The 14,636-nt window shown below is 43.9% G+C and carries 8 protein-coding genes; 3 read left to right on the top strand and 5 right to left on the bottom strand.

The features are described from left to right. Positions 1–5,502, top strand: a 5,502-nt coding sequence (locus WA1_RS05565; protein WP_201789068.1) for a beta strand repeat-containing protein, incomplete at its 5' end; no start/stop codon positions are given. 66 nt (positions 5,503–5,568) lie between these two features. On the opposite strand, the gene WA1_RS05560 is transcribed toward WA1_RS05565, so the two are convergent. Then, a complete protein-coding gene (locus WA1_RS05560) occupies positions 5,569–7,044 on the bottom strand; it encodes an IS5 family transposase (RefSeq protein WP_026135401.1) in 1,476 nt (491 codons plus the stop codon). Between the two features lie 390 nt (positions 7,045–7,434). Here WA1_RS05560 and WA1_RS05555 point away from each other — a divergent pair, with 390 nt between their 5' ends. Continuing rightward, on the top strand, positions 7,435–8,277 hold the full coding sequence (locus tag WA1_RS05555; protein WP_017743036.1) for a Uma2 family endonuclease: 843 nt from the start codon (positions 7,435–7,437) through the stop codon (positions 8,275–8,277). A 267-nt stretch (positions 8,278–8,544) separates the two neighbouring features. Further along, positions 8,545–9,450: a Uma2 family endonuclease gene (locus WA1_RS05550; protein ID WP_066612744.1), complete on the top strand. Its 906-nt coding sequence runs from the start codon at positions 8,545–8,547 to the stop codon at positions 9,448–9,450. A gap of 332 nt (positions 9,451–9,782) precedes the next feature. Here the strand turns inward: WA1_RS05550 and WA1_RS05545 are convergent, their stop codons facing one another. Genes WA1_RS05545 through WA1_RS05530 form a run of 4 tightly spaced genes read right to left on the bottom strand, consistent with a single transcriptional unit; the run spans position 9,783 to position 14,535 of the window. After that, entirely contained in the window at positions 9,783–11,129 is a 1,347-nt protein-coding gene (locus WA1_RS05545) for a cytochrome P450 (protein ID WP_017743038.1), read from the bottom strand. Between the two features lie 41 nt (positions 11,130–11,170). Then, positions 11,171–12,544 carry a cytochrome P450 gene (locus tag WA1_RS05540; protein ID WP_017743039.1) on the bottom strand — a complete coding sequence of 458 codons (1,374 nt, stop codon included), beginning with the start codon at positions 12,542–12,544 and terminating at the stop codon, positions 11,171–11,173. Positions 12,545–12,562: 18 nt separating this feature from the next. Further along, positions 12,563–13,309: an ABC transporter ATP-binding protein gene (locus WA1_RS05535; RefSeq protein ID WP_017743040.1), complete on the bottom strand. Its 747-nt coding sequence runs from the start codon at positions 13,307–13,309 to the stop codon at positions 12,563–12,565. Positions 13,310–13,314: 5 nt separating this feature from the next. Continuing rightward, complete coding sequence (locus tag WA1_RS05530; protein ID WP_026134602.1) at positions 13,315–14,535, bottom strand: ABC transporter permease; 1,221 nt, start codon at positions 14,533–14,535, stop codon at positions 13,315–13,317. Between the last annotated feature and the right edge of the window lie 101 nt (positions 14,536–14,636).

The raw sequence follows: 14,636 nt of genomic DNA, 5'->3' as shown, positions 1-14,636 counted from the left end.
TATAAAGGCGCAAATGGCAATGGGGGTAACATTATTCTCACCACTGGCTCAGTTTCCTTAACTAATGGTGTTCAATTAAGTGCCAGCACTTTTGGAAAAGGGGATGCAGGCAGTGTGTTGGTGCAAGCAAAGGATTCTGTGTCTGTTGCTGGTAACAGTTACATCTTCAGCACTGTGGAATCACAGGGTGTGGGCAAAGGTGGCGACGTCAACATCAGTGCGGCAACACTGTCCCTCAAGGATGGCGCTCAACTAGGAACCTTTGTTCGTGAAGCATCTTCCAACCAGACTGCCGGACAAGGTCAGGCAGGGAATGTCAACGTCAATGTCACAGGAGAGGTAACGATTACTGGGAGGAAGAATGGAGCTAGTGGTATTTTCAGCACCTTGGGAACTGGGGCGATTGGTAAAGCGGGAAACATTAATGTCACCAGTGGCTCAGTTTCCTTAACTGATGGTGCTCAATTGAGTGCCAGCACTTTTGGAAAAGGGGATGCAGGCAGTGTGTTGGTGCAAGCAAAGGATTCTGTGTCTGTTGCTGGTAACAGTTACATCTTCAGCACTGTGGAATCACAGGGTGTGGGCAAAGGTGGCGACGTCAACATCAGTGCGGCAACACTGTCCCTCAAGGATGGCGCTCAACTAGGAACCTTTGTTCGTGAAGCATCTTCCAACCAGACTGCCGGACAAGGTCAGGCAGGGAATGTCAACGTCAATGTCACAGGAGAGGTAACGATTACTGGGAGGAAGAATGGAGCTAGTGGTATTTTCAGCACCTTGGAAACTGGGGCGATTGGTAAAGCGGGAAACATTAATGTCACCAGTGGCTCAGTTTCCTTAACTGATGGTGCTCGACTAACTGCCAGCACCTCTGGAAAAGGGGATGCAGGCAGTATATTGGTGCAAGCAAAGGATTCTGTGTCTGTTGCTGACAGTATCATTTTCAGCATTGTGGAATCACAGGGTGTGGGCAAAGGTGGCGACGTCAACATCAATGGGGCAACACTGTCCCTCAAGAATGGCGCTCAACTGTCAACCAGTGTTCGTGAAGCATCTTCCAACCAGACTGCCGGACAAGGTCAGGCAGGAAATGTCAACGTGAATGTCACAGGAGAGGTGACGATTGCTGGGAGGAAGAACGGTTCCAGCAGTGGTATTTTCAGCTTTTTGGGAAGTGGGGCGATTGGTAAAGGGGGAAATATTAATGTCACATCTGACTCAGTTTCCTTAACTGATGGCGCTGTACTAATTGCCAGCACTTTTGGAAAAGGGGATGCAGGCAGTGTGTTGGTGCAAGCAAAGGATTCTGTGTCTGTTGCTGGTAACAGTTCCATCTTCAGCGATGTGGAATCACAGGGTGTGGGCAAAGGTGGCGATATCAACATCCGTGCAGCAACACTGTCCCTTAAGGATGGCGCTCAACTGTCAACCAGTGTTCGTGCAGCATCTTCTAACCAACCACCCAGAGAAGCTCAGGCAGGAAATGTCAACGTCAATGTCACAGGATCGGTGACGATTGCTGGGAGGAAGAACGGTTTCAGTAGTGGCATTTTCAGCTTTTTGGGAAGTGGGGCGATTGGTAAAGGGGGAAATATTAATGTCACATCTGACTCAGTTTCCTTAACTGATGGTGCTCGATTGAGTGCCAGCACTTCTGGACAAGGGGATGCAGGTAGTGTGTTGGTGCAAGCAAAGGATTCTGTGTCTGCTGCTGACAGTACCATCTCCAGCACTGTGGAAAATGGAGCAGTGGGCAAAGGTGGCGACGTCAACATCAGTGCGGCAACACTGTCCCTCAAGGATGGCGCTCAACTAGGAACCTTTGTTCGTGGAGCATCTTCCAACCAGACTGGCGGACAAGGTCAAGCGGGGAATGTCAACGTCAATGTCACAGGAGCGGTGACGATTGCTGGGAGGAAGAATGGAGCTAGTGGTATTTTCAGCTATTTGGGAACTGGGGCAATTGGTAAAGGGGGAAACATTAATGTGACATCTGGCTCAGTTTCCTTAACTGATGGTGCTCAATTGAGTGCCAGCACCTTTGGAAAAGGGGATGCAGGCAGTGTGTTGGTGCAAGCAAAGGATTCTGTGTCTGTTGCTGGTAACAGTTATATCTTCAGCAGATTGGGAAGTGGGGCAATTGGTAAAGGGGGAAACATTAATGTGACATCCGGCTCAGTTTCTTTAACTGATGGCGCTCAATTGAGTGCCAGCACCTCTGGGCAAGGAGATGCAGGCAGTATATTGGTGCAAGCAAAGGATTCTGTATCTGTTGGTGGTAACAGTATCATCTTTAGCATTGTGGGAAATGGAGCAGTAGGCAAAGGTGGCGATGTCAACATCAATGGAGCAACACTGTCCCTTAAGGATGGCGCTCAACTAGGAACCTTTGTTCGTGAAGCATCTTCCAACCAGAGTGCCGGACAAGGTCAGGCGGGGAATGCCAACGTGAATGTCACAGGCGCGGTGACGATTGCTGGAGGGAAGAACAGAGCTAGTGGTATTTTCAGCTATTTGGGAAGTGGGGCGATTGGTAAAGGGGGAAACATTAATGTGACATCTGGCTCAGTTTCCTTAACTGATGGCGCTCGACTAAATGCCAGCACCTCTGGACAAGGGGATGCAGGCAGTGTGTTGGTGCAAGCAAAGGATTCTGTGTTTGTCGCTGACAGTACCATCTTCAGCAATGTGGGATCGCAGGCTGTGGGCAAAGGTGGCGATATCAACATCAGTGCGGCAACACTATTCCTTAAGGGTGGCGCTCAACTGTCAACCAGTGTTCTTGGATCATCTTCCAACCCGTCACTCAGACAAGCTCAGGCGGGAAATGTCAACGTGAATGTCACAGGATCGGTGACGATTGCTGGGGTTAAAGACGGACTCCCTAGTGGTATTTCCAGCGATTTGGGAAGTGGGGCAAGTGGTAAAGGGGGAAACATTAATGTCACATCTGGCTCAGTTTCCTTAACTGATGGCGCTCGACTAACTGCCAGCACTTCTGGAAAAGGGGATGCAGGTAGTATATCGGTGCAAGCAAAGGATTCTGTTTCTGTCGTTAATAACAGTTACATCTTTAGCAATGTGGGAAATGGAGCAGTGGGCAAAGGTGGCGACGTGAATATTAGTGCAGCAACACTGTCCCTCAACGATGGTGCTCAAGTGTCAACCAGTGTTCGTGGAGCATCTTCCAACCAGAGTGCCGGACAAGGTCAGGCGGGGAATGTCAACGTCAATGTCACAGGAGTGGTGACGATTGCTGGGAGGAAGAATGGAGCTAGTGGTATTTTCAGCAATTTGGGAAGTGGGGCGATTGGTAAAGGGGGAAACATTAATGTCACATCTGGCTCAGTTTCTTTAACTGATGGTGCTTATTTGAGTACCATCACTTCTGGAAAAGGGGATGCAGGCAGTGTGTTGGTGCAAGCAAAGGATTCTGTGTCTGCTGCTGACAGTAACATCTTCAGCAATGTGGCATCACAGGGTGTGGGCAAAGGTGGCGACATCAACATCAATGGGGCAACACTGTCCCTCAAGGATGGCGCTCAACTGTCAACCAGTGTTCTTGGAGCATCTTCCAACCCGTCACCCAAACAAGGTCAGGCAGGGAATGTCAACGTCAATGTCACAGGCGCGGTGACGATTGCTGGAGTGAAGGAAAGACTCCCTAGTGGTATTTCTACCTTTTTGGGAAGTGGGGCGATTGGTAAAGGGGGAAACATTAATCTCACATCTGGCTCAGTTTCCTTAACTGATGGCGCTGTACTAATTGCCAGTACCTCTGGACAAGGGGATGCAGGTAGTATATCGGTGCAAGCAAAGGATTCTGTGTTTGTTGCTGACAGTAACATCTTCAGCAATGTGGCATCACAGGGTGTGGGTAAAGGTGGCGACATCAACATCAATGGAGCAACACTGTTCCTCAAGAATGACGCTCAACTGTCAACCAGGGTTAGTGGGGCATCTTCCAACCAAAGTGCCGGACAAGGTCAAGCGGGGAATGTCAACGTCAATGTCACAGGAGCGGTGACGATTGCTGGGGTTAAGAATGGGGATCGCAGTGGTATTTTCAGCACCTTGGGAAGTGGGGCGATTGGTCAAGGAGGAAACATTAATGTCACATCTGGCTCAGTTTCTTTAACTGATGGTGCTCGACTAATTGCCAGCACCTTTGGAAAAGGGGATGCAGGCAGTGTGTTGGTGCAAGCAAAGGATTCTGTGTCTGTTGCTGGTAACAGTTATATCTTCAGCAATGTGGAATCACAAGGTGTGGGCAAAGGTGGCGACGTCAACATTAGTGCGGCAACACTGTCCCTCAAGGATGGCGCTCAACTGTCAACCAGTGTTCGTGAAGCATCTTTCAACCGGATTGCCGGACAAGGTCAGGCGGGGAATGTCAACGTCAATGTCACAGGAGCGGTGACGATTGCTGGGGAGAACAATGGAGCTAGTGGTATTTTCAGCTATTTGGGAAGTGGGGCGATTGGTAAAGGGGGAAACATTAATGTCACATCTGGCTCAGTTTCTTTAACTGATGATGCTCAATTGAGTGCCAGCACCTCTGGAAAAGGGGATGCAGGCAGTGTGTTGGTGCAAGCAAAGGATTCTGTGTCTGCTGCTAGTAACAGTTACATCTTCACCAGTGTGGAATCACAAGGTGTGGGCAAAGGTGGCGACATCAACATCAGTGCTGCAACACTATCCCTCAAAGATGGTGCTGAACTAGGAACCTTTGTTCGTCAAGCATCTTTCAATCAGAGTGCCGGACAAGGTCAGGCGGGGAATGTCAACGTGAATGTCACAGGCGCGGTGACGATTGCTGGGAGGAAGAATGGAGCTAGTGGTATTGTCAGCACCTTGGGAAGTGGGGCAATTGGTAAAGGGGGAAACATTAACATTACATCTGGCTCAGTTTCTTTAACTGATGGCGCTCAACTAACTGCCAGTACCTCTGGAAAAGGAGATGCAGGAAAAATTCAAATCAACGCCACAGATTATGTCAATGTTTCTGGCTTCAGTGCGATCGCAAATCCTGAAGCTGTCAGTGGCTTGTTTGTTCGTTCTCTAAGTTCAGGAGCAGCAGGCGACATTGAAGTTACCGCACCCCAAATTCGTTTAGACAATAGCGCGACGTTCATTGCTGAATCTGCATCAGGTAACGGCGGCAATATCACACTACAAGTCAGAGACTTACTGCTTCTACGCCGTGGAAGTCAAATCTCTACGACTGCAGGAACTGCACGGCTGGGTGGTGATGGCGGTAACATCAGCATCAACTCGAAGTATATCATCGCTATTCCAGAAGAAGATAGCAATATCACCGCTAATGCTTTTCAAGGTAGAGGTGGTAACGTCCAAATAAATTCTCAAGGTATCTTTGGAATCGAGTCACGTCCAAGGCGAACTGAGAAAAGTGATATTACAGCCAGTTCTGACTTAGGCGTTGCAGGTGCTGTTAATCTCATTGCACCTGACAACAACGCTATTGTAAATAGGGCTTGCTGAAAAAGTCAGAAAACAGCAAGATAAGAATTGATTAGTTACTCAACAAGGGTCTAATATAAGCAGATGCTATCTATGATTTAAGGACTGATTATTTTCAATAATAGTAAATGGGGAAAAAGGTGTAGTTTTAAAAAATAGACATAAAAAAGCATAAAATAGCCGCGAGAGCTGAGTAGAAAGATTCATCACTAAAAAAGTAATAGCAATTGCAGTTTCAGAAGTATGAGCAAGTTTCGTCATCACGCGATTGAGGCTAAATCTTCTTTTCCCCTGTCCAAATTTTCCCTCAATACAATTACGAATTCTCTCAGATTCTAAATCTTGTTTCTTTTTTTCTTTACTAACATTAGCTGGGGGTCTTCCTAAAGGAGGTCCGCTCATTATAATACCTCTTTCTTTACACCAAGCTCGGTTCTCTCTTGTGCGATAAATTTTATCAACATGAACAGATTCTGGATAGTACCCTGTGTAATTTTTAAAGGCTTCTACTTGAGCTTTTAAGTCTCCTGATTCATTAAAATTATCCCAACTTATATGGTCTAAAAATATATATCCTTCAAAGCAACTAGCAGACAATTTTGCCCCAAATTCTACCGATTTACCAGCTTTCCCTCGGACAATTGGACGGATATGTGGTTGGGTTAAACTGACAATGCGGTCGTCAATACTCTGTTTTTTATTTTCATACAACCAGAGTTGTTGACGGTAGACTTCTGCAACTACAAGCAACATCTTATATTGTCTGTGACTTAAATCTTCCAGAGAGGCTCCTGAAATAATTAGCTGTTCAATATGAGATAAGTTTCTTTTGATATATTGAAGTTGTTTTCTAATTGCTTTTCTCCTGTCTTTTTGGGAAACGCGACGTTTTTTAGCGACTGCTAGATAATCCTTTCTAGCCCTCTCTCTATAGGTTCTTGGTTTTTTCTCTAATTGACCCAAAGTCTGTTCGTAAAGTAAGTCTATAATTTTCTCTGTCTGTTTTCTTGCTTGATTGAGTAGCTCTAAATCTGTCGGATAGCTGATATCACCCGGAGCACAAGTTGCATCTATTATTAATTTTCCCCGATTTTTGGGTGTCTCACCTTCTTCTTCTGGTGATTCTGTTTTTTTTTCAGATAGTTTAGAAGATGTTGCTTCTAGCATCTTCTTCACCATTTCTTGATTCACTTTGTTAACAAGCTCCACACTAATTCTTTCCCGAAAATGTACCAACATTGATGCATCAAATGGAGCTTCATTACTATAATATGACATTCCTATAAAGTACTGTAGATAAGGATTTTCTTTAATTTGCTCTACTGTTTCTCTATCGCTTATCCCCAACTTTTCTTTGATTATTAATGCCCCTAATGCCATCCGAAAAGATTTGGCAGGTGCTCCCATCTCTACTGAGAAAAATGAAGAATATTCTTCTTCAAATTCTGTCCAAGGAATGAAAGCAGCCATCATTACCCAACGATTATCTTCTGATAACTTGCCCTCGAACGGGAGTTCAAAGTTTTCAGTTGGGATTGAAGTTTGTCCCTGTTTTCGGTACATGGTTACTAACAGCATACTTGATGCTGCCGATCGCAGTGATGCAAGCATTTTTGGCTATTCTACCCTCCTCTCTTGCACCTGAATATACTTCTATAGTCTGAGAATTTAGAGACTGTCTCCTTTTTTTCTTTTTCAGCAAGCCCTAAATAATTATTAAGAACTTAAAAGTCTCACACAATTGCCACAAACTAAGAACGACATCAATGCTCTTTCATCTGACAAGGACTACCCTTGGCGCGATAAGCAGAGCATAAGGGCTAGTGCGATTCGCTGAAATCGGTTTGTAAAGCAGTAAAAAGTGTTGTTAGGCAAACTATTAGTCATAATGAACGTATCTGCTCTACATAGCGAGCAGAAGGTTTTCTTGACTAGTAGCGCTCTGATTACATCATGACATCTCCAACTCGCTTTATTCCTCAATCTCAACTGCCAGTTCCTGTAGACGAAACACTACCGACAATGTACGATCTACCAAGTGACAATCCAGAGGAACCCGGTTTGCCAGACGAATTTCACTTATTTCAGCCATTGCTATTAATGTTAACTTTTCTACCAGATGGTTGGAACCCAGAACTAGTTTACAGTGCGATTGACCTGAATCTCTACTACGATGTGGAGCATACTCTGTGGTATAAACGTCCCGATTGGTTTGGTGTGGTGGGAGTTCAAAGGTTATATCAAGGGCAAGATTTACGTTTAAGTTATGTGACTTGGCAAGAAAAAGTCAATCCCACTGTTGTAGTTGAGTTGTTATCTCCCGGTACGGAAGACGAAGATTTGGGAGAAACTGAAAGTGAGCCAGATGAACCTCCTACCAAGTGGTTCGTGTATGAGAAGATTTTACAGGTTCCTTATTATGTAATCTTTAGTCGTTATACGAATAAACTACAAGGATTTCGCTTGGTAGATGGTGAGTATCAAGTCATGAATTTGACGGATGGACGCTTGCTGATACCAGAGCTGGGTTTAAGTTTGGGATTGTGGGAGGGGTCATTTCGCGGGATACCACGATTATGGTTGCGATGGCTGACTTTGAATGGTGAATTAATCCCCCATCCTTCCGAAGAAGCAATTGCTGCTAAACAAGAAGCACAACAAGCTAAACAAGAAACACAACAAGCTAAACAAGAAACACAACAAGCTAAACAAGAAGCAGATGAAGCAAAAAGAAGAGCAGAAAAATTAACAGAACGCTTGCGTCAGTTGGGCATAGATTTAGATAAAGTGGAGTAAGAATTTGAGAGCGATTCGGCAATATATTCGTAATCGCTCACTTATAACTTCATTTAAAAATAAGAGAAATGTTTTTCTTTTCTGGAATTAAATCGCTTGTATATTATATCAAATTCGGGTGATGACTTATCATAAAATTTATCAACTCTCGTTGGGTTGAGGCGCGTGCGAAACCCAACAAACTCTGCATTCATGTTGGGTTTCGTTCCTCAACCCAACCTACAAAAATTATAAACGTTTAACCGAACATGATATTAGGACGACAATATGACATTTCCAACTCACTTGACTCCTCAATCTCAACTGCCAATTCCTGTAGACGAAACACTACCGACAATGTACGATCTACCAAGTGACAATCCCGAGGAACCCGGTTTGCCAGACGAATTTCACTTCTTTCAGCCATTGCTACTAATGCTAACTTTTCTACCACCTGGTTGGAACCCAGAACTAGTTTACAGTGCGATTGACCTGAATCTCTACTACGATGTGGAGCATACTCTGTGGTATAAACGTTCCGATTGGTTTGGTGTCGTGGGAGTTCAAAGGTTATACCAAGGGCAAGATTTACGTTTAAGTTATGTGACTTGGCAAGAAAAAGTCAATCCCACTGTTGTAGTTGAGTTGTTATCTCCCGGTACGGAACACGAAGATTTGGGAGAAACTGAAAGTGAGCCAGATGAACCTCCTACCAAGTGGTTCGTGTATGAGAAGATTTTACAGGTTCCTTATTATGTAATCTTTAGTCGTTATACGAATAAACTACAAGGATTTCGCTTGGTAGATGGTGAGTATCAAGCGATGAATTTGACGGATGGACGCTTGCTGATACCAGAGATCGGTTTAAGTTTGGGATTGTGGGAGGGGTCATTTCGCGGGATATCACGATTATGGTTGCGATGGCTGACTTTGAATGGTGAATTAATCCCCCATCCTTCCGAAGAAGCAATTGCTGCTAAACAAGAAGCACAACAAGCTAAACAAGAAACACAACAAGCTAAACAAGAAACACAACAAGCTAAACAAGAAACACAACAAGCCAAACAAGAAATACAACAAGCCAAACAAGAAATACAACAAGCCCAACAAGAAGCAGATGAAGCAAAAAGAAGAGCAGAAAAATTAACAGAACGCTTGCGTCAGTTGGGCATAGATTTAGATGAAGTGGAGTAAGAATTTGAGAGCGATTCGGCAGTATAGCCGTAATCGCTCACTTATAACTTCATTTAAAAATAAGAGAAATGTTTTTGTTTTCTGGAATTAAATCGCTTGTATATTATATCAAATTCGGGTGATGACTTATCATAAAATTTATCAACCCTCGTTGGGTTGAGGCGCGTGCGAAACCCAACAAACTCTGCACTCATGTTGGGTTTCGTTCCTCAACCCAACCTACAAAAATTATAAACGTTTAACCGAACATGATATTAGTGCGATCGCTTGGTTTAAACAAGCACCCGTTTGGTTGGGTTTGCTTGTCAAACAGCGGTGGTCAGAATTTGATCTTAATGTCCACGCTGACCTTGAATTACCATCCTTACCCCATTTGCAGGGACAAGGGTTAATCCTCGACTTTGAGGTTTTTCTGGTTGCTTATCAGCTAGTACAAGTTGGTAGCGTGATAAGATTGTCGCTAATACTAACTTCATTTCCATCTGTGCTAGCGCTTCACCGATACAACGCCGGACTCCACCACCAAAGGGTAAAAATTCATAGGGAGAGAATTGTTTTTCCAAAAAGCGCTCTGGCTTAAATTGTTTGGGATCTGGATAAATATCTTCGCGATGATGAGTTAGATAAATACAACCAAACAGTGGTGTCCCTGGCTCAAGTTGATGACCCATGATATTGACTGGTAATTTTACCATCCTTCCACTGGTTAACATTGTAACAGGATACATCCGTAAAGTTTCGTTGCAAACAGCAGTCAAATAGGGCAATCTAAAAACACTCATGGGATCTTTTGTTTCACCAAGACTATCCAATTCTTGGAGAAGTTTGTCGCGCACTCCGGGTTGTTTGTGAATCCAGTACAATGCCCATGCTATTGCAGTTGCTGTATTATCTTGACCAGTAAATAAAAGAGTTGTCAACTGATCGCTCAACTCCTGGTTGGTCATTGGTCGATCGTCTTCATCACGGGCTGATATCAGTAGGTTTAGAACATCTACGCGATCGCTATCTGGGTACTTGCGGCGCTCTTCTATTTCAGCGTCAAACAGTTCGTCAATTTTCTGACGGACACGAAGCAAATGTCTCCATGGACTCCACCATCCTAAATCGCGTTGTAAGAAAGGAACAACGAAAGCGATCGCAGCTAAAGGTGCTCGAAAATCGCTAAATAAAGAAAGAAACAGTTGTCGAAATTGCTCTCCACGCTCTTTGTCACGGAATCCAAAAACAGCCTCTATGATGACTTGTAAAGAGATATCTTGCATAGCAGAGCGAATTGAAAAAGTTTTGCCCGCAATTTGTTGCTTCATTACGTTCTCAGTAATATCACAGATTAACTGTCCGTAACTTCGCATTCTTGCACCATGAAATGGAGGCATTAAGAGTTTGCGCTGACGCATATGTTTCTCACCATCCAGAATAACTACTGAGTCATTCCCGAATAATGGACGTATAGCTTCACTTAACTCACCAGGAGCAGTCAAGTTATGTGTATCATTTAACACTTGTTTAAGTGCTTCTGGGTGACTAACAAGTACAATCGGTCTAGGAAGTACTACTGATGTCGTAAAAATATCGCCATAACTCTTCTGTGCAGCTTCCACATAACCAACAGGATTAGTAAACCATTGAAATTGTTGTAAGAAATGGGGAGTTTTCGGACTATTAGGTAATTTCATTGTGAACCTCTTTTATATGTTATACGTTTCTTCCTAGACGCTTATCGAACAGTAGTTGCAAGAAGTTGTTCTTGACATCTCTCGCTCTGAATCACCATTTTCACCCCATTACCAGGAGCTAGAGTTATCCCTCGACGCTGAGGTTGCTCTGGTTGCTCGTTAGCTAGTACAAGATGATAGCGAGACAAGACAGTTGCTAACACTAACTTCATTTCCATTTGTGCTAAAGCTTCACCAATACAGCGTCGAGTTCCACTACCAAAAGGCAAAAATTCATGGGGAGAGAACTGCTTTTCTAAAAAACGCTCTGGCTTAAATTGTTTGGGATCTGGATAAATATCCTCGCGATGATGCGTCAGGTAAATAGAACCAAATAACACAGTCCCTGGGTTCAACTCATAACCCATGAGATTTACTGGTGATTTAACCATCCTTCCTGTCGTTAACATATTCACCGGGTACATTCGTAAAGTTTCATTGCAGACAGCAGTTAAATAGGGTAATCGGAAAATGCTCATTGCGTCTTGTGAATCATCAAGACTATTCAATTCTTGGATCAGTTTGTCACGAATTTCGGGATGTTTATGAATCTCGTAAAATGCCCAAGCTATTGCAGTTGCTGTGGTATCATGACCGGCAAATAACAAAGTTGTCAATTGATCGCATAACTCTTCGTCTGTCATTGCTTGACCATCTTCATCGCGAGCTGATATCAGTAAGCTCAGAATATCTTTGCGCTCTGGATCTGGATGCTGACGACGTTCGTTGATTTCAGCATAAAGCAGTTCATCAATTTTTTGACGGACACGACGAAACTGTCTCCACGGACTCCACCAACCTAAATCTTGTTGCATGGAGGGGAAAACCAAGGCGATAGCAGCTAAGGGTGCTCGAAAATCACTAAACAGGGAAAGTATGACTTGTCGAAATCGCTCTCCACGTTCTTTGTCATGCAAACCAAAAACAGCTTCTATAATAACTTGTAAAGAAATGTCTTGCATAACAGAGCGGATAGAAAAAGTTTTACCCGTAACCTGTTGTTTCATGGCTTGCTCGGCAATATTACAGATTAACTGTCCGTAGGCTTGCATCCTCGCACCGTGAAATGGAGGCATTAAAAGTCTGCGTTGACGCATATGTTTCTCACCATTGAGAATGAGCACGGAGGAATTTCCAAACAACGGGAGTATGGCTTCGCTTAACTCACCAGGGGCTGTAAAATATTTAGTATCGTTCAATACTTGTTTGAGTGCTTGTGGATTGCTAATCAGGACAACAGGTTTGGGAATAATAACAGATGTAGTAAAAATATCGCCATAACATTTTTGTGCAGTTTCCATATAACCTATTGGATCGGTTACCCATTGCACTTGCTGTAACCATTGAGAAGTTTTGGGACCACTTGGTAAGTTCATGATTATTCTCCTTAAAATTCAAAGATAGTGGGGCGATCGCCATTCTTCAAACTCTGTTAAAGTCCGATTGGCATCAGTAATTTTGCCATCTTGAAACCAAATAATGCGTTGACACAATCGGGCGATGCTAGGGTCATGAGTAACCATCACAATGGTCATCCCTTCATCGTTTAAATTCTGGAAAATTTCTAAAATTTCTCGGCTAGTGCGGGAATCTAGCGCCCCAGTGGGTTCATCTGCTAGGAGCAAAATAGGTTGGTTGACAATAGCGCGGGCGATCGCAACCCTTTGCTGCTGACCTCCAGAAAGTTGATTGGGACGATTGTGCATTCGTTGCTCTAGCCCAACACGGCTTAAAGCAAATGCAGATCTCTCTCGGCGCTCATTACGAGAAATACCAGCATAAGTCATCGGTAGCATTACATTTTCCAGAGCGCTTAATTGAGGTAATAAGTGAAACTGCTGGAAAACAAAACCGATTTTGCGGTTCCGAATATAAGCTAACTCATCGTCATTAATTTGAGATATTGCCTCTCCTGCCAGATAATAGTATCCACGACTCGGTCGATCCAAACACCCAATGATATGCATAGTGGTGGATTTACCCGAACCTGAGGGACCCATGATGGCACAATACTCTCCTTTATAAATAGTCAGATTAACGTTTTGAAGAACCAAGACTTCTAATTCGCCATCACCATAACGTTTTTCGATGTGCTCCAAACGGATGATTTCAGTCGTTGTTGATAACTCAAACGCTGACATTATCCTTAACTCCTTAACGCTACAATCGGCTCAAGACGAGCAGCATTGCGAGCAGGAACTACACCAAATCCCAAACCAATGACTCCAGATACACCAACTGCTAGAATGATGGCGATGGGACTAATGACCGCTTCTAAAGGAGTTAAGGTCGCTAAAATGACTGTGCCAACCAATCCTAATAAAATTCCGAAACTCCCGCCAACCAAAGAGAGAATGACAGCTTCAACCGCGAACTGAATCAGAACATCAGTACTGGTTGCTCCGATAGCTTTACGCAAGCCAATCTCATGGGTTCGCTCGGTGACAGACACCAACATAATGTTCATAATGCCTATACCTCCGACTAACAGGGAAATTCCTGCTGTTGCTGCAAGGAGAATCACCAACATCCCTGTAATACTATTAACAGTCTTTAACAAATCTTGCTGACTGCGTACTGTAAAGTCATTTTCGCCTTTAATGTTATGGCGCAAGCGTAACAAATTGGTAATTTGATACTGAGCAGCACTCATGCTTTTTGAATTTCGAGCTGAGACAGCGATAGATTGTACAGTTGGACTTGTGCGAGAATTTTCTTGCCCTGTCAGTTGGTTTACCATAACTGAAATTGGTATAAAAACCACTTCATCCTGATTGGCTCCCATTGCAGCTCCCTTTTTTGCCATCACACCAATCGTGCGAAAGCTCAGGTTGCGAATGCGAATTTTTTTGCCAAGAGGATCTAAGGTACCAAATAGCGAACGAGCAGTTTCGCCACCGAGGACAGCCACTCGATGATTTTGGTCTAACTCTAAATCGCTGAAAAAGCGACCTATGGAAACGTTAGCATTTCGGACATTAGGGTACTGGGGAGTTGTCCCAGTGACATTCACTTGAGTGTCCCGATCTGTCCAAGTGACTCGAAAGTTCTCGGTTGTTTCTGGAGCGACACCAGCCACCGCCGGAACTTCGCGAGCGATCGCAATAGCATCTGCTAGAACTAAACTTTTGGAAGACGCGGCTGATGATAAGGGACCATCTTGAGCAACACCTGGAATCACAAACAGCATATTACTTCCCAGGGATTCAAACTGTTGACTGACAAATTGCTGTGCTCCTTGTCCTACTGAAATGATGGCAATGACTGACGCGTTACCAATAATCATTCCTAGCATCGTTAGGCTGCTACGCAATTTGTTAGCGCTTAACGTTCGCACTGCCATATTCAGGTTTTCTGCAAAGTCTATACTCATCATTCTGGATTTTGGATTTTGGATTTTGGATTTTGGATTTTGGATTTTGGATTGAAGAAGTCAATACCATTTTGGATTTTAAATTTTGGATTTTG

The sequence above is a fragment of the Scytonema hofmannii PCC 7110 genome (assembly GCF_000346485.2).
GTDB classification, from domain to species: domain Bacteria; phylum Cyanobacteriota; class Cyanobacteriia; order Cyanobacteriales; family Nostocaceae; genus Scytonema; species Scytonema hofmannii.
Note: the sequence above shows the minus strand (reverse complement) of the source record. Positions and strands in the feature narration are given on the sequence as shown.

Bases quoted from the DNA above. Each gene is read 5' to 3' on its own strand.
- WA1_RS05560 (WP_026135401.1), bottom strand. From the start codon at position 7,044: ATGTACCGAAAACAGGGACAAACTTCAATCCCAACTGAAAACTTTGAA.
- WA1_RS05555 (WP_017743036.1), top strand. From the start codon at position 7,435: ATGACATCTCCAACTCGCTTTATTCCTCAATCTCAACTGCCAGTTCCT.
- WA1_RS05550 (WP_066612744.1), top strand. From the start codon at position 8,545: ATGACATTTCCAACTCACTTGACTCCTCAATCTCAACTGCCAATTCCT.
- WA1_RS05545 (WP_017743038.1), bottom strand. From the start codon at position 11,129: ATGAAATTACCTAATAGTCCGAAAACTCCCCATTTCTTACAACAATTT.
- WA1_RS05540 (WP_017743039.1), bottom strand. From the start codon at position 12,544: ATGAACTTACCAAGTGGTCCCAAAACTTCTCAATGGTTACAGCAAGTG.
- WA1_RS05535 (WP_017743040.1), bottom strand. From the start codon at position 13,309: ATGTCAGCGTTTGAGTTATCAACAACGACTGAAATCATCCGTTTGGAG.